Raw genomic sequence first — 17,058 nt, forward strand, 5'->3', positions numbered from 1 at the left:
GAGTGTTTTTGAAACGTATAAGGAGTAAGATTCATGCGTAAGGTATTCTTATTGTGCATCATGGCGCTGTTTGTTGCGGCTGTCGCCCCGGCACAGGCGGGACAGTATCCCGAAAAGGCCATTCAGGTCGTGGTTCCCTGGAAGCCGGGCGGAGGCAGCGACATTTCCGCCCGCATCATCGGCGACCACATGAAAGACCTGTTGCCCGAGCCTCTCGTGGTCTCCAACATTGACGGTGCCGCCGGACTGAACGGCGCGCTGCAGGTGTACAAGGCCCGTCCCGACGGATACACCGTGCTCTGGGAACATCCCGGCAACCTGGCGGTGGCCCCCATGGTCACCCGTGCCAAGTTTGCCTGGACCGACTTCGAGCCCGTGGGCATCGCGGCCAAGGGCAGCACCGCACTGATCGTGCGCGGCGACAGCCCCTTCAAGACTGCGAAAGAGGCGTTTGACGCCATCAAGTCCAATCCCGGCAAATACCGGTGGGCCCTGGCGCTCAACGCTGTGTCCCACTTCACCTTCCTGAACATCAGCCACGCTTGTGGCGGACTCAAGGCCATGTTCATCCCGGCCAATGGCGACAAGGGCCGCATTGTTTCCCTGCTGGGCAACAACAGCGACATCACCACCGTTGGTTTCGCCTCGGTCAAGCCGTATCTGAATTCCGGCGACCTGCGCGTTCTGGCCATGGTCAATACCGAACGTTCTCCCTTTGCGCCGGAGATTCCGACGCTGAAAGAGATGGGTGTGGATGCGTCCTACGACTTCCTCTACTCCATCTTCGCCCCCAAGGGCACCCCCAAGGAGAACATCCAGATCCTGAGCGACGCCTTCAAGAAGGCTCTGGTAGATCCGTCCACCATCGCCGCCCTGCGTGAGCAGAGCCTGGTGCCCTTCTACAAGACTCCCGAGGAAACTCGTGCCCTGTGGCAGAAGGAGTCCAGTCTGTATAAGGAACTGGCCAAGGAAAACGGCCTGATCAAGTAAGTACCTCAACCTCCTCTCCGTTACGGGTTCCGGCCACATGGCCGGGCCCGTCACGGGGGGTTTTAGACAAAACCACGCCGGTCACTCTTGCATCGGCCAACAATTTTCAGTCAGTTTGGAGGAGCGAATCTATGCGAGTCAAAACCGGCGACATGCTGATGGCCCTGATCCTGTTTGCCGTCAGTATCGCCCTATACATTCAGACCGGGAATATCGACACCACCATGGTATACGCCATGGGCCCGGTGTTCTTCCCCAAGATCCTGATATATCTCTTGGGATTACTCTCCCTGTTGCTCATGTTTCAAAGCGTTGATTTCACCGGCAAAAAGAACTGGTGCAAATCAACCAAAAAAGTCGACTACAACACGGTGCTGTTGCGGTGGCTTCTGGTTGGACTGGTGCTCCTCTACCTCTTCCTGCTCCCTATCCTTACCTATGTGTATGCGACCATGCCCTTTCTGTTCCTGGCCATGTGTCTGCTAGGTCCGGTCAAGCCCAAAAACCTGGTTCTCTACGCCATTGTATCCGTGGCAGTGACCCTCGGGCTTCAATATATTTTTGCCACGCTTCTCAAGCTCTTTTTGCCCTAGAGGGAAACCAAAATGCTCGAATATACACACATGCTCGCGGTGCTTACACCGTTTAATATCATGCTGATGTTCCTGGGCGTCTTCGGCGGACTGGTCGTCGGCTCCATGCCGGGCCTGACCAGCACCATGGCCGTCGCCCTGCTTGTCCCCATCACGTTCGGAATGGACGTCAACCAAGGGCTGGTCATGCTGGTGGCCGTGTACGTCGGCTCCATCTCCGGCGGTCTGGTTTCCGCAGCCCTGCTCAACATCCCCGGCACTCCGTCCTCGGTGGCCACAACCTTCGACGCCTACCCGATGGCCAAACGAGGCGAAGCTGGCAAGGCGCTGAGCTATGCGGTCTTCGCGTCGTTCCTGGGCGGTCTGATCTCCTTCTTCGCCCTGGCCGTTCTTTCGCCGCTACTCGGTTCCTTCGCACTCAGATTCGGTCCCTACGAATACTTCGCCCTGGTCATCTTCACGCTGAGCTGCATCATTTCCATTTCGGACAAGTCCCTGACCAAGGGCGTCATCTCCGCCGTTGTGGGCATGATCATGGCCATGGTCGGGCTCAGCGAAACGGATAGTGTCTCCCGGCTGACCTTCGGAATACTCGACCTCCAGTCCGGATTCTCCGTCATGCCGGTGCTTATCGGTATGTACGCCATTTCCCAAATCCTCAAGGACGTTGAGGAGATCAAGAACCCGTTCAAGCTGGTCAACGTCAATTTCACCGCCAGAGAATTCATCCGGGTCGCGGGCAAGTTCAAGAAATCCATTAAGAACGTCGTCCGCTCCGCCCTGATCGGTATCGGCATCGGCATCCTGCCCGGCGTCGGCCCCGGCCTGTCCAACATCGTTTCCTACTCCCAGGCCAAGGCGGCTTCCGATGATCCCGACAGCTTCGGCACGGGTAACCCCGACGGCATCATTGCCTCGGAGACGGCCAACAACGCGGCCACCGGCGGCGCCATGATCCCGCTGCTGACCCTGGGTATCCCCGGCGACGCAACGACCATGATGATGCTCGGCGCCTTCATGATCCACGGCGTCCAGCCCGGTCCGCTGCTCATGCGTGACCACAGCGAGCTGATCGCCATCATTCTGGGTGCCTACTTTGTCAGCAACTTCTTCATGATGGTGCTCCAGGTCTACTTCATCCGGGTCCTGATCCGCGCCCTGACCATCCCCAGGCACGTCCTCTACCCGGTGATCCTGGCCCTGTGCGTCATCGGCAGCTACGCCCTGAACAGCAGCATGTCCGATGTCTGGGTCTTCATGGCAACAGGTCTGTTGGGCTACGTATTCAGCAAGCTGGGCTTCCCGCTCCTGCCGCTGGTGCTCGGCCTGATCCTTGGCGGCATGTGCGAGAACCACCTGCGCGTCAGCCTGGTCATGGGCAACGGCAGCATGATCGGATACCTGCACCGACCCATCGCCCTGTTCTTCTTCGCCGCAGCGGTTCTTTCCGTGGCCTATTCCTTCTACTCGAAGCACAAGGCCAAGAAAAAGCTCGCCTGTGTGCCCACGGATGAACCCGCGACAGTGGAATAACCTTCAACCAACGCAAACTGGAACAAGACAATGTCATCGAACTATCAGACGCCGGTATTTCCCGTTCTGGATATCCCCGGTCTGGGCGACCAGCCCATGCCTTCCTTCTACGGGGTGCGGGTAAGCCAACCCGAAATGCCGGCACTGACCGATATAAACTCCTCCATAGACCGCGCCGTGGACCGCAACCACGATGGCGCGGCAACAAGCCCCCTGGACGCCCTGCAAAAGGGTGCCAGGGTGGCTGTGGCGGTCGGCAGCCGGGGCATAGCGAATCTCCCGCAGGTTGTGCAGCGCGTCATTGAACGCCTGACACTGCGGGAACTGGTTCCCTTCATAGTCCCCTCCATGGGCAGCCACGGAGGCGGTACGGCAGAGGGGCAGATCCACGTCCTCAACGAACTCGGCATCACCGAGGAAGCCATGGGCGCGCCCATCATCTCCAACATGGAAACCGTGAACCTCGGCGAGGTGGAGCCTCGCGTGGAAGCGCACATCGACCGCAACGCCTATGAGGCGGACGGCATCGTTGTAGTGGCCCGGATCAAGGCCCACACCAACTTCGAGGCCGACATAGAAAGCGGCCTATGCAAAATGGTGGCGGTCGGACTAGGTAAAGCCATGGGCGCCCGAAACGTCCATGTCTACGGCCGACGCGGTCTGGCGGAGCTCATGCCCCAAATTGCCATTAAAAGCCTGAGCAAGGCCCCCTTCGTACTCGGCGTGGCCCTGGTGGAAAACAGCCATCACCAACTGGCCTGCATTACGGGCGTTGCCCCGAATGACTTTGTCGAAACGGACAAGTCCCTGCTCACCTTGTACAAGGCCCATGCTCCGACCATTCCGTTCGCACAGCTGGACACCCTGATCGTGGAACGACTTGGCAAAAACATCTCCGGCACGGGCATGGATATCAAGACCATCGGTCGTGAGGGGTTCCGGGGCGACCCGATGCGCCCGCCCTACGTCAATTCCATCGTCGCCCTCCAGGTGACGCCGGAGTCGGGCGGCAACGGCATCGGCGTGGGCAATGCGGACTTCATCCCCCTGGCCACGGCACAGGGGCTGGACCTCATGTCCATGTACTTCAACGCCCTGACTTCCGCCTGCATGACCCGCGTCAAGCTGCCTCCCGTTCTGCCGACGGAGAAGCTCTGCATCCAGGCCGGACTGCGAGTCTGCTGGCAGCCGGAAATGGATCAGGTGCGAGGCTGCATCATCCGCTCCACCTCGGACCTGGATACCATGCTGGTAACCAAACCGCTGCTCATGGAACTGGAAACAGCCGACAAACTCATCGAGGTATGGCGCCCCGCCGAACCGCTCAAATTCAACGATAATGACGAATTGATCAGCGGACTCTAATCCCGCAGATCTCCCCCGCCAAGCCCCTACAGCCCTGCCCGGCGTACACCCCAAGCACGCCGGGCAAGAGGATTTTATATGCCCAGACTTAGTCGCAACAAGACAGGACTATTCATTTTTCTTCTGCTTTGCATCGCCTATCTCTTCGTTCCGTTTCACCGTGTCAGCCCGGCAATCATGGCCGTGGACATCATGGGTGATATGAACCTCGGAGCAACCGCCATGGGCGCGTTGGCCTCCATATTCTTCTTTTCATACGGAGCCATGCAGTTGCCCAGCGGACTGCTGGCTGATTCCCTCGGCCCCCGGCGCACCCTGCCCATCTTCTTCGGCCTCGCCGGACTCGGTGCCATACTGTTCGGATACTCCGACTCGGTTACCGGCCTGATGATCGGCCGCGCCTGCATGGGCTTCGGTGTCTCCGTTGTCTTCATCTGCGGCATCAAACTCTTCAGCCGCTGGTTCCCGCCCGAGGCCTTTGCCCGCATGAGCGGCATCTACCTCGGCATGGGCGGCCTGGGGCTGATCCTCGGTTCCGGCCCCATGGCATCGCTATGCTCCCTGCTGGGCTGGCGTACCGGACTGATCATAAGTGGTGTTGCCAGCCTTGTCGTGGCCGTTGCTCTGTGGATTTTCGTACACGACACTCCGGAGCAGGCGGGCTTCGAGTCCCCTTTCCCCGGTGAGAAGCAAGAGGAAAAGGGACAGACTCCGTCCGAGTTATGGCTTTCCGTGCGCACCATCTGCTCCAGCCGTGATTTCTGGTTCATCGCCACCTGGTTTTTCTGCCAGTTCGGCATCCACATGAGCTTCGGCGGACTGTGGGGCGGCCCCTTCCTGATGGACATTCACCACATGACCAAAGGCGGTGCGGGCAGTGTGCTGAACATGATGGGCATCGGTATGCTGGCGGGCGGACCGCTGGCGGGCTGGCTCTCGGATTCCGTTTTCCGTGCACGCAAGCCTGTCATGCTGCTCAACGCAGTCCTCACCATAGCCCTGTTCGTGGTCCTCGGCATGTACGGCGACACCATGCCGGACTGGTCCATGTACGTCTGGTTCTTCATGCTGGCAGCCACGGGTATGGGTTCGCTCTCCGTGGGCTTCGCTTCCATCAGGGACATCTTCGGCGACAAGGCCACAGGCACCGGCAGCGGCCTGCTCAACACTCTGCCCTCATTCGGCGTCGCGGTATTTCAACCGCTGACCGGCTGGATATTGGAGTCCTACGGCCATGCCGCAGGTGGCGGGTTCACCATGGAAGGCTATGCAATGTCCTGCGCCCTGTATGCCGGAGTGGCCTGCCTGGGCGTCTGCGGAGCGCTACTTGCGCGTGAGCCCATGAAGATGAATCGCTAGTTGATTCTTTAACTTCGTCTATATCCATAAAAAAGCCTGTGAATGTAATTCACAGGCTTTTCTTTATATTTTTAACAAGATACAATGACAGCTCATCACAACATCATATTCACAAGTTCTTCACCGCGTAGGAACAAATCACTCCAGCATTCATAATCTTGCGCATGTTGATCTGCTTCACAGTCAAATTCCGTTGCCTTCCCTGTCTCTCGATTACACGGTGAAATGGCGAGGAACTGAACCATTTGGTAAATCGCTCATGCCCGAAATTATAGCCTCTTATGATACTTGCAATACCGTCTATCCCCGGGCGCATCTCCAGGAGCTCAAAGCCGTGGTCCTCAAGAATAGTAAACCAGCCATAGGGTGTTATGTTGTATATGCTATAGGAGTGGTACGGATAGAGGTAGGCGAAATTGACCATCAATTCCCCGCCGGGAGCCAAAACCCTGTAAATCTCATCCAATGCCTTCTCTGGGTATCGCACATGTTCGAACACCGTGTTTGAATAAACAATGTCGAAAAAGTTATCTTCAAACGGCAATTCAATCCCGTCAAAACTGAACATGCAGGATAGTTCATTCAACTCCTGAGGCCTCTTGGCAACCTCAGGCGAAGACTCTATGTCCACACCATAGTAGTCAACGGTATAGCCATTTTTTTCAATCCACCCTTTCATGCCCCCGGCACCACACCCGTGGTCGAGCAATTTTGCTCTCCCGCCACTCAAAGAGCGGGGAAGAAAATATGTAGCCTCCACCTGCCTGCAATGGTCCTCGGGAATGCATTTCCCCAGCACATCGAACATGGAACGGAATTTCTTATCACCAGGCACAGTATCCACTACTCCTCTTTCCCTATGGAACCGAACTAAAAACAATTATTGAATGTACACCAGATGCAACGGATTTCTATTCCGGGCAAGGCTGCATCTGATTGCATACGCAAGCTACTGTTGCGGCTCGCGCAACCGCCGCCACAATGTCGTGGTGCTAATTCCGAGCCGCCGGGCGGTCTCCGCCCTATTGCCGCCGCATTCTTCCAGGGTGCGATAAATGGTGCGCAATTCATCCTCCCGACGAGACGTTCCAAAACGAGCACCACCGGAGAATGGCGTTGGTGAAGCCAACTGGCCCGGAATCGGGGACAAGTCCGTCTCCTGTTCCGAAGCACAGGCAAGCTGGCTTGTTTCAAGGTTGCGGAGAATATCCTCCTTGCCGACCTCCCGGCCCCAGCACTCGACCATGATTCGTTCCAAAATGGACTTCATCTCCCGGACGTTCCCGGGGTAGCCATAGTGGCGCATGGTTTCCAGGGCCTCTTCCGTAAGATTCGGCGGTGCCCCGCCAAGACGATAGCCAACCTCCCGACTGAAAAAACGAATCAGTGCGTCAAGACAGGAACCCCGTTCACGAAGCGGCGGCAACTTCAACCGCAGGACATTGATACGAAAATAGAGGTCCTGGCGGAACTGCTTGGTGGCGGCCATTCGGGCCAGATTCCTGTTGGTTGCGCAAACGACCCGCACATCCAGGGGGATGAGCCGCTCCCCGCCCAACCGCATGACCTGCCGTTCTTCGAGCACACGCAGCAGTTTGACCTGCATGGTCAGGGGCATCTCTCCTATCTCGTCCAGGAAGATGGTGCCGGTATTGGCCATCTCGAAGAGCCCTTTTCGCCCGCCTTTGGCCGCTCCGGTAAATGCCCCTTCCTCATAACCGAACAATTCACTTTCGATGAGGTTTTCCGGCAGGGCGGAGCAATTGACGGCAACAAACGGCCCCTGGCTGCGGCGGCTTGCATTGTGCAGACTCTGAGCGATGAGTTCCTTGCCGGTCCCGCACTCCCCCAGGATCAGCACGGTGGAGTCGGCAGCGGCATATTTTCTGGCCCTTGCTATCAGGTCACGCATCGCCTTGCCGTGGTGCACAATATCTTCAAAATGGTGCTGGGCAATCAGCCCCCTTTCAGACAAAGAGCTTTGCAGACGCCGGTCCTGTTCCCGGGCCGGTTCCAGCAGGATGACCGCTCCGAAATTCATGCCGCCTCGGGCAACGGGGTGGATACGGCACAGATATTCTCCGCCCCCCTCGCGGGCATGGATGACGCCGTTCCACGGTTCGCCGCGGAAGACCGCATCCAGCATCTCTCCGCTCTTGAGCTGACGCCGGTCGCCGAGGGACTCAAAAAGCTCTTTCTCCACCATAGGATCGAGGTTGACCAACTGATTGGACTGGACCAGCCGCCCCTTGTCGTCCAGAACCAGCACGCCCTCCCGCGTGGAATCGATGAAGACCTGCTGCCGAAGCTGCCACTCGTGTTCCCTTCGGGATGCCTGCACCAGACGGAACGCCTCATCCAGGGTAGTCAGCAGCACCGGCCGCGGGGTATGCAGCGGGAACCCCTTGAGCCCATGCTTTTCGGCCAGCGCGACAGAATAGGGATTGCCGACCACGGTGGTAAACCCCTGCCTGCATATCTCTTCCATCACTTCCGGAATTTCCTGGGTGGAGTGGAGTTGAAACAAACTCAATTCTACAGAAAGAATGGGAGCGGCCACCCGCGCGGCCTTTACGATTTCGCCGAACCCCACGACGGCAATACGGTCGCTGTATGCCCTGGCCTGGTCGATAAGGGGAATGACATCGTGCACGGTGATGGGGATATCAACCACAGGCACAGAGATGGCGGAACGAATCTGCAATGTGGTCTCGCCCCGGCTGACCAGGACTTTCACACCGTCGGCCACCAGATCGCGCGCCATGGTTATGGCGTCGTCATAGAGGCCCGTTTTTAATTCGAATTCAAGTGTGGACTCCTCACGTATCTGGAGAAACATCTCCATGAGGTTCTTGTCCGGCGCAACCACACCAATATCATAGGCCATACTATCTTCCCCTTTCACACCCGCCAAGGGCGCAACGCTACGAGCCTTGGACTTTATCTTCTCCCCTCTTCCATGTCCATAATCCCATACATCACAAGCCTCATCGTCCCATGAGCAACAAGGGCCCGACGGATGTTCCGCGAGCCCTTGCTTTTGGATTTCAGTATGAACGCTACGACCGAAATCAGTCGCCCCGGTGCGCATAGACGCGATAAACCGGATCGCTCACGCCTCTGGTTTCCAGAAAATGAGGGTCATCCTGAGGCCGCCAGTCGTTACGGATGGATTCCGCTCCCATCGGTCCGGTAAAACCGGCCAAGGTCAGCAAATGAAGAATATAGCCCACCCGTTCAAACTCATGCAGCTCGGTCCAGCCGCGCACCGCCTTGCCCGGAAACCATCGGTTCGACGTCGCCACCAGGATCACCCCGCCGGGAGCGAGCTGCTCCCGTACATTGTGCAACACAGCAACTGGATCAGTCAGATACTCTATGGACAGACTGATCAAAGCCGCATCAAACGGCCCGGACAACGGAACTGCCGGGTCGCGGTTCAGATCATGGACCAGCCGTTCGGACAAGGCCGGGTTTGCCGACAGTTCATCCGCATTCATCCCCAGCCCGACAACGTCCAGATCCATACCTTCCGGCAAATGGGACTGCACGCTGCTCATGAGGTCAAGCACCCTCATGCCGGGTTGCAACAAACGAGCGTAAAGCGATGCGATATTCTCGCTCGCACGACGGTCCACATGGCCGATGATACGAGGTTCCGCATAAAAACTGGCGTCGTCGTCATGCGGTCGGTCCAGAAATCCATCGACCAGAAAATCCGTAGTGCCGGAGGGTAAACGCGCCTGCATCCCCGGACCGTTGTCGCAGAGCTCCTCTCCCCAGTGAGACAATTGCCCACCTGTTTCCGAAGACTTGGCCTGCAAGGTCTGTATGGAGGCTTCAAGCCGGATGGGGTACCCGGCCATGGGATGATTCCGGTCAAGAATCAGCGTATCCCCATCAACATAGGTCACGCGTCCCGGCGTCATGGTGCTGGGATACACTCCGGCCAGATGGGAAAACATACCCAAGGGATAGAAACGCCCCAAACATGGGCTGACGGTTTTGCCGTCCATGGCCCTGCCGCGAAATCTCCGGAGCCCAAGCTCCAGGACACGCGTGGGAGTGCGGGGTGGAACCAGCTCACCGGGGCCAAAGTCCAGGGAGACGGTCTCCCCTTCGCCCTTGCCATCCAGCCGTTCTCTGAGTCCACCGGGAAAGATATCCCGCCATGCGTTGACTCTGCGGGCAATAATACGGTCGGTAAACTGCGCGACGCCATCCGTCCAATGCAGCGCCATCTCCATGATCGCCAGTGAATTACTGTCGAATCGGATCAACGGTTCCTTCTTTGCTCACTCTGAATTGAGTTCAAATGTTGCAAATGGTGGCACTTGCCGTTTCTATGAAATAAGTCGGGCCAGGCGGGAGGCAACCCCGATCCTACGCGGAAGTGTCGGCCAGCAGACAGATAAGGGTAATGATCGTTTCATCGAGTTCGTCGTCAATGTCCAGCAGCAGCTTCATCCCCATGGCGTCAGCCTGGAGCTTGGCGGAATACGTCCCCAGTCCGGTTCCCCCGCGCTTGCCGTAAGTCTTGTACTTGTGGAAGAACTTGCCGCGCATTTCCATGGGAACAGCCCCACGGTTGCAGATGCTGATGAAACACCTCTCAGAACTCCCCACTTCCACGGAAACGACACCTCCCACAGGTGAGGCCTCTACAGCATTGGCCAGCAAATTGGACAGAATGCTATGCAGCAGGTCCTGCGTGGCAAGTATGGACAGGCCATGCTCGGGCAAAACGCCATTGTGCGAAATCTTCACCTCCACTTCGGATGCGCGCAAAAGCCCCCCCAATTCGGCAATAACCTTATCCAGCACCTGGAAGACGTCCACCGACTCCGGTATGAATTCATACGTACCGCGCTCCATCTTGGACAGATCAAGGGAATTGTTGACCATGTGCCACATGCGATGGCTGGCATCTCCCAATGCCGAAAGCAATGCACGCTGGTCTTCGGTCAGGTTGTCGTCGCCCAGCAACAAGCCGGGGATATTGATTATTCCGGCCAGCGGATTCTTCAGGTCATGGCGCATGATCTGGTCCACACTTTCCCTGAGCAGTTCCAGCTCCTTGCGGTCTGTCACATCGGACAGCACACCAACATAATTGGCAATTTTACCATCATCCGTCGCAACGGGCGCGATGGACAGCCGCATCCACTGGCACTCGCCGGTTTCCGGGCAGCGATGCAACTCTCCCTGCCAGGATTCGCCGGAGGCAAAAGCGACGAGAAGTGAGGACAAGGACTTCGGATCTTCCACTCCTTCCAACAGCTTCGGCAAAGCCTTGCCCTTGGGGTCGCCGTCAATCCCCATCACCGTGAAAAACGCCGGGTTGCCATACTCCACCACGCCGTAAGGATTGGTGATGACTATGGCATTCGGATTTTTCTCCACAGCAAGAACCAGCTTCCGCATTTCCTGTTCCTGCTCCTTCCTCTTGGTGATATCCCGGTCCACTCCGCGATAACCGATGACGGCCCCATCCTCTCCCAGGATAGTCATGCCGTGGCGCTCCAGCACCACGTGATGTCCATCGCGATGAATGAACGTGCTTTCGCGATTGACCTGGCAGGGGCACATATTTCCAGGTGAAGCAAAAACGGCCCGGGCTGCGGCACCCTCTTCAGGAGACATGAAATCGGCCGCCGGACGTCCGACCATCTCCTCCGGTTTGTAGCCGAGGATGTTTTCAACATGAGGGCTGACATAGGTATAAATGCCCTTCAGATTCTTCTCCCATATGATATCGGAAGAAGTCTCCACCATGGAGCGGAACTTGGATTCGGAGTCCTGCAAGGCCTTGAAGAGCATGGCATGCGGTTCGGTCAGCCCGGTGACGACCAGAGCTTTGTATATGAGGAAAAAGGAAAAAATCTTGAAATAGTGCCCAACCAGATTGGAGACCCCATAGTTGCTGATATAAAAGGTAAACGACAGTTCAGAGGCGATGGTGAAGGCCAAGGACATGATCAGCCAACGATGAACCTTGGGCGGAAACTGGTCGCGCAGCCGCCACAACAACACAATGTCCACCAGCAGAATGGTGGAAATGATGTATTCACTGTTTTTCTTGAACGGCGTCAGTCCCTGACCTTCCACAAAACACACCGGAAATATGTGCCACCAAAATATGGAGGCTATGATAACCAAGGTTACGACTGTAAAAACCGCAAACAAAGCGGTTGGATCAAATTGACGTTTCCCACGCACATAGAGAAAAGCCACCAAAAGAGAAAGGCTCTCCAAATAACGCGTGGCTATCCAGAGCTGATTTGCATAATACTGATAGGTAAAAATTCCCATCCCCTTGTAGGAAAGGGTATGCAGCAGATCAAGCAGGCCGATGAAAAGATAGGCAATGGCCAGAAACAGCAGATAATTATTATTGATGTAACTTCTGGAGTTCCATCCGATGACAAAAATTCCGAACGCAACGACAATGCTGAACATTTCCGTCAGGGAATGGAACAGCAAGTAGCTGTCGAGGCTTGATAAATACAGCCCGACAAGCACCGCCGTTCCCAACACGAAGTTCAGTATTCCCTTTCGAGTGATTGCTGTCACAGGAGTCCTCTTGCAACTTCTCTAGCAAAATCACCACCTCAGTGCCGTTATAATCGTCATTCCAGAAATCCACTTCTCCAGTTGCAAACAGCCCCCTCCCTTGACTTCACTTTTCATTTATACAAAAGGTAGTATTGATATTAAAAGTTTATAGTCGCCTCGCCCCGGCCACGGTTGCGGCTCGACGTGCCGGCGGAGGAGGCCACACGGGAAAACAGCCTGCCCAGGCAGACTCGAATGCTTCCAGGAGGTATTTCATGCAGTATCTGAAAAAGTTTTCTCCTCTGATCGTGGCCGTCATCATGGCCCTGTTCCCCACCCCCGATGGGCTTGCTCCCAACGGATGGTATTTCCTCAGCATTTTTGTCGGCGTTGTCGTTGGCCTCATCGTTGAGCCGGTCCCTCCCGCCCTCGTCGGCCTTTCGGGCGTATCACTGGTTGCCATGCTCGGGCTCATAGACCCCAGCGCCACGGTCAACCGCAACTGGGCCCTGTCCGGATTTTCCAACGGCGTGATCTGGCTCATCTTCGCTGCATTCATGTTTGCCCTCGGGTATCAAAAGACCGGACTCGGCAAGCGCATCAGCCTGCTGCTCATCAAATACCTGGGCAAGCGGACTCTGGGCCTCGGCTACGCCGTGGCATTTTCCGATGCCATACTGGCCCCGTTCATGCCTTCCAACACGGCCCGCAGCGCAGGAACCATCTACCCGATTGCCAGCAACATTCCGCCCATGTTCGATTCCACACCGGACAACAACCCGCGCAGAATAGGAGCCTACATCACTTGGGTCGGTATCTCGGCAACCTGTGTAACCAGCTCCATGTTCCTCACCGCCCTGGCTCCGAACCTGCTGGCTGTGGAGCTCATCCAAAAGAGCGCCGGTTTCTCCATTCAATGGGGCCAGTGGGCCAAAGTCATGCTCCCCTTCATGATCCCGCTCTTCCTACTGACGCCGTGGCTTGCCTATGTCATCTATCCCCCAACCCTGAAGACTTCACCCGAAGCACCGGCCTGGGCCAAGGACGAACTGACCAAGATGGGCTCCATCTCGACCAAGGAACTGATGATGCTCGGCTACGCTCTCGCCGCCCTGATCTTCTGGATTTTCGGCAAGGAGTTCGGCGTCAATTCCACCGTGGCAGCCATCTTTGTCCTTTCCCTGATGGTTCTTACCGGGGTCATCACCTGGCAGGATGTTATCTCCAACAAGGGGGCATGGAATGTCCTGGTCTGGTTCGCCACCCTGGTGGCCATGGCCAGCGGGCTCAAGAAGACGGGCGTGCTCGCCTGGATGGGCGACATGGTGGCCGTCTATCTTCAGGGGCTGCCTCCCATGACCGTCGCCATCATGCTCGTCATCCTCTTCTTCGTGCTCCACTACTTCTTCGCCAGCACCACGGCCCACACCACGGCCCTGCTTCCCCTGTTCATGGCCACGGCGGCCTCGCTGGTGCCTGCGGAAATGCTGCCCAGACTGGCGCTCATGCTCGCCGGTTCCCTTGGCCTCATGGGCATCATCACTCCCTACGCCACAGGCCCCTCACCCATCTGGTACGGCTCCGGCTACATCAGCCAGGCCCGTTGGTGGGGGCTGGGCACCATCTTCGGCGCCATATACCTGGCCGCAATGATCGGCGTGACCTACTTCTACGTCTAGATAAACAGGCTTTGAAACCACGAGGCCCGGAAGCATCGCTTCCGGGCCTCTATCGTTTTACGCATCTCCGACAATATGAGGCTGCGCCTCCGACATTCCGAGACTGCGTATGATAATTGACACTTTTCTGAATTCAAGCATAATGGATCCAAACATTTCTACCGGAATACCGATAAAGAAAAGGAGACCGGCCATGGCCACCACCGGCGACAAGGGCCTTTGCCCCCTGCCAGCTTCGATCATCGACCCTGTCGGCGATCTCAAGTACCCGGTCATCCCCGACGCCCTTATTGCCACAATAGACGCCGAGAAACTTCCGCCGCAGTACAAGGGCAAGGAAGTAATCTTCGACAAGGCCAACATCATAGTCAACGGCAACGACTACACCCTCGGGGCCACCACCATCGGCATGTTGGAACTCTCGGAAAAGGGCGTCCGCGTCGAACCGCTCTGGTCGGTTTCCGGCGATGCCATGTCCATGGTCATGTCCTTTTACCCCAAGAACTGCTTCGGCAAGACTATTTCCGACGACAAATACCGCGAGTATCTGCCGGAAGGCACCAGGGGCGTGGATAACGACGTACTAGACGAGGCCGTAGCCAAATCACATGAAACAGGCACTGTCGTCGCCGATGTGGAAATAGCCAAGGGATTGCCCTCCTCGCAGGGACGCCCGGGCGAAATCCGGTTCATGTTCGCATTAGGCAGCGAGGTGGGCGAACATCTGGAAGATGGCTCAATCAATTATCGGGAACGGGGCTCCACGGCCTGCGTGGACGAAGGTGATGAAATAGCCCGGCTCATTCCACCCACCTCAGGCCGCGCCGGGTTCGACGTTCTGGGCAACGAAATACCGGGTGATGATGGGAAGCCGGCTGTTCTCAACGCTGGCAAGGGCATCCGCACCACGGCTGAGAAGGACGGAACTACCGTCTACACGGCATCCTCGTCCGGCATGGTTCTCATCAAGACAGACATGGTTTCGATCTCGGAACTGTTGGAGATCAATTCGGACGTGGACCTATCCTCAGGCAATGTGCATGTGGAAAAGGGATCCATACTCATCAAGGGAACAGTTACCACAGGAGCGGAAGTCAGCGCCCAGGACAGCGTCGTGGTGGAGGAAGTGGTGGAAAACGCCACCATCAGGGCCGGTGGAGATATCACCGTCGGCGGCGGCATCTTGATGGAGGAAGGCGGGATCATAGAAGCGGGCGGCACGGTTACGGCAAAATTCATGCGCAACGCCACCATCAGGGCCGGAGGCGATGTCATCCTCGGCATGGACTGCGTGAACTGCAACATTACGGCCGGAGGACACATCATTGCCGAATCCGACAAGGGCATTCTCAATGGGGGGACCTACATATGCGGCGGCATGAACGTGGCCGAAATGGGGTCTTCCCTGGGTACGAAAACCCACATTACCCTGGCTCTGCCCATAACCGAGGACGGGAAGATTGATGCCCAGGCCCGCCAGATAAAAAGTCGGATCGGCGAACTGGAAAAATTCATCGGGACGGGCAACATCAAGGACACACTGGTCCTCGCCCCCAAGGAAGACCGGGGCATCCTGGCCGAACTGTTCAGGATCAAATCCGTGCTGCAAAAAAAGATCGACGAACTGAACGAACAGAAAAAGGCGGCCATCATCGCCCAGGGGGAAGAACTGGCCAAACGCAAACTCATAGCCAGAAGAACGGCACACCCTGGAGTGACGATCAATATAGGCGACCGGACCATAACCCTGAACAAGGCGGAGCAGGCTTCCAAGTTTCACTGGAATCCTGAAAAGCTCGGCATCGCCATTTCCGGACTGTAGGAGGAAACGGCCATGTCAAAAGCAAAGATAATGCTCGTTACCTCGGATGCCGATTTCGCCGCCAAGGCGAAGGGGGAGCTGGAGTCCGTGGTCGAAATTACCTGCCTGGACAATGCGGAGGACGGACTGGCGATGCTGGCAAGTGGTGACCAGTATGCGGTCGTGCTTTCAGGCCTGAACCTGCCCGGGATGAACGGTATCAAATTTCTGACAACGATACGCCGGGATTTTCCCCGCGTAATGCGCCTCATGGTAACGGGCGACCGCAGTTTCAAGACGGCTGCGGGGGCCATCAACGCCGCCCACATTTCAAAACTGCTGCCCCGCCCCTGCCCGCCCACAGCGCTCAAGGCCGCGGTGCAGGATGCCGTGCGCAAGTACCGCCAGGAAAGAAAGTCCAATGGCGATGCCTGCCGTGAAGTACTTTTCGGCAGCGTCCGTATGCTGGTGGACATCATGGAGCTGACACATCCCGATGCCGTGGTGCGCAGCAAACGTATCCGTGGCCCGGCACAACGAATTTGCACCGACCTCAAGGTCATGTCTCCTCAACTCATGGACATGGTCATCCTGCTCTCCAACATCGGATGTGTAGCCCTGCCCTCTGACCTGCTCGAAACCCTGGAATCCGGCAAACGACCGTCCAAGGAAGAGATGCAGATTTATTACACACATCCCAGCATTGCGGCCCACCTGCTGGGCAATGTGCCCAAGATGGAGCGAATTGCGGAGATCATCGGGCACCAGAACACTCCGGCATCCCAAAACCCACCCATGGGAGCCCGTATTCTCAAGGCCTGCATCGACATGGACCAGATGCAACTGACTGGCGCAACACCGGACAAGGCGCTGGAGTTCATGGCATCGCGTCCAAAGGTCTATGACGCCGATGTGGTGAAAGCCCTTCAGCGCTACCAGGATGAGGCGGACCAGACCAGGTGCCTGAGCCTCAGGGTATCGGAACTGGCCCCCGGCATGGTCATGGGAAAGCCCGTTGTCGCCGCTTCCGGAACCATCCTCCTCCACCGGGGCGACACCTTGAGCGAGGCGTCCCACCTGCGGCTCCAGACCTTCCAGGACCTACTCCAGGTGCAGGAACCTCTCTGCGTGGTTGCGCCCGATCAAAAGTAACCGCGCTCCCGACATTCCCAGACCCCAAAAC

General features: G+C 57.0%; 12 protein-coding genes. 8 read left to right on the forward strand and 4 right to left on the reverse strand.

The annotated features are described in order from the left end of the window. Positions 1-33: 33 nt before the first annotated feature. From ACI0FG_RS10220 to ACI0FG_RS10240, 5 genes are all read left to right on the forward strand, one after another. Positions 34-990, forward strand: coding sequence for a Bug family tripartite tricarboxylate transporter substrate binding protein (locus ACI0FG_RS10220; protein ID WP_419784889.1), 957 nt, complete (start codon positions 34-36; stop codon positions 988-990). 131 nt (positions 991-1,121) lie between these two features. Beyond that, a complete protein-coding gene (locus ACI0FG_RS10225; RefSeq protein WP_419784890.1) occupies positions 1,122-1,583 on the forward strand; it encodes a tripartite tricarboxylate transporter TctB family protein in 462 nt (153 codons plus the stop codon). A gap of 12 nt (positions 1,584-1,595) precedes the next feature. Next, on the forward strand, positions 1,596-3,116 hold the full coding sequence (locus tag ACI0FG_RS10230) for a tripartite tricarboxylate transporter permease (protein WP_419784891.1): 1,521 nt from the start codon (positions 1,596-1,598) through the stop codon (positions 3,114-3,116). 30 nt (positions 3,117-3,146) lie between these two features. Next, on the forward strand, positions 3,147-4,481 hold the full coding sequence (locus tag ACI0FG_RS10235) for a hypothetical protein (protein WP_419784892.1): 1,335 nt from the start codon (positions 3,147-3,149) through the stop codon (positions 4,479-4,481). A 78-nt stretch (positions 4,482-4,559) separates the two neighbouring features. Continuing rightward, positions 4,560-5,840 carry an MFS transporter gene (locus ACI0FG_RS10240; RefSeq protein WP_419784893.1) on the forward strand — a complete coding sequence of 427 codons (1,281 nt, stop codon included), beginning with the start codon at positions 4,560-4,562 and terminating at the stop codon, positions 5,838-5,840. A gap of 109 nt (positions 5,841-5,949) precedes the next feature. Here the strand turns inward: ACI0FG_RS10240 and ACI0FG_RS10245 are convergent, their stop codons facing one another. The 4 genes from ACI0FG_RS10245 to ACI0FG_RS10260 form a co-directional block, all read right to left on the reverse strand. Continuing rightward, complete coding sequence (locus tag ACI0FG_RS10245) at positions 5,950-6,648, reverse strand: class I SAM-dependent methyltransferase (protein ID WP_419784894.1); 699 nt, start codon at positions 6,646-6,648, stop codon at positions 5,950-5,952. 141 nt (positions 6,649-6,789) lie between these two features. Then, positions 6,790-8,727, reverse strand: coding sequence for a sigma 54-interacting transcriptional regulator (locus ACI0FG_RS10250; RefSeq protein ID WP_419784895.1), 1,938 nt, complete (start codon positions 8,725-8,727; stop codon positions 6,790-6,792). A 184-nt stretch (positions 8,728-8,911) separates the two neighbouring features. Further along, positions 8,912-10,120 carry a hypothetical protein gene (locus ACI0FG_RS10255; RefSeq protein ID WP_419784896.1) on the reverse strand — a complete coding sequence of 403 codons (1,209 nt, stop codon included), beginning with the start codon at positions 10,118-10,120 and terminating at the stop codon, positions 8,912-8,914. Positions 10,121-10,223: 103 nt separating this feature from the next. After that, positions 10,224-12,299: an MASE3 domain-containing protein gene (locus ACI0FG_RS10260; protein WP_419788382.1), complete on the reverse strand. Its 2,076-nt coding sequence runs from the start codon at positions 12,297-12,299 to the stop codon at positions 10,224-10,226. Positions 12,300-12,670: 371 nt separating this feature from the next. Here ACI0FG_RS10260 and ACI0FG_RS10265 point away from each other — a divergent pair, with 371 nt between their 5' ends. From ACI0FG_RS10265 to ACI0FG_RS10275, 3 genes are all read left to right on the forward strand, one after another. After that, the gene (locus ACI0FG_RS10265) at positions 12,671-14,074 is read left to right on the forward strand and encodes an anion permease (RefSeq protein WP_419784897.1); all 1,404 of its coding nucleotides are present in this window, start codon (positions 12,671-12,673) and stop codon (positions 14,072-14,074) included. Positions 14,075-14,267: 193 nt separating this feature from the next. Further along, positions 14,268-15,896 carry a DUF342 domain-containing protein gene (locus ACI0FG_RS10270; RefSeq protein WP_419784898.1) on the forward strand — a complete coding sequence of 543 codons (1,629 nt, stop codon included), beginning with the start codon at positions 14,268-14,270 and terminating at the stop codon, positions 15,894-15,896. A 12-nt stretch (positions 15,897-15,908) separates the two neighbouring features. Continuing rightward, positions 15,909-17,027, forward strand: a complete 1,119-nt coding sequence (locus ACI0FG_RS10275; protein ID WP_419784899.1) for an HD domain-containing phosphohydrolase — start codon at positions 15,909-15,911, stop codon at positions 17,025-17,027. Positions 17,028-17,058: the final 31 nt, after the last annotated feature.

Origin of the sequence: Pseudodesulfovibrio sp. 7M6 (genome assembly GCF_050058625.1) — a bacterium.
GTDB lineage: Bacteria > Desulfobacterota > Desulfovibrionia > Desulfovibrionales > Desulfovibrionaceae > Pseudodesulfovibrio > Pseudodesulfovibrio salinus.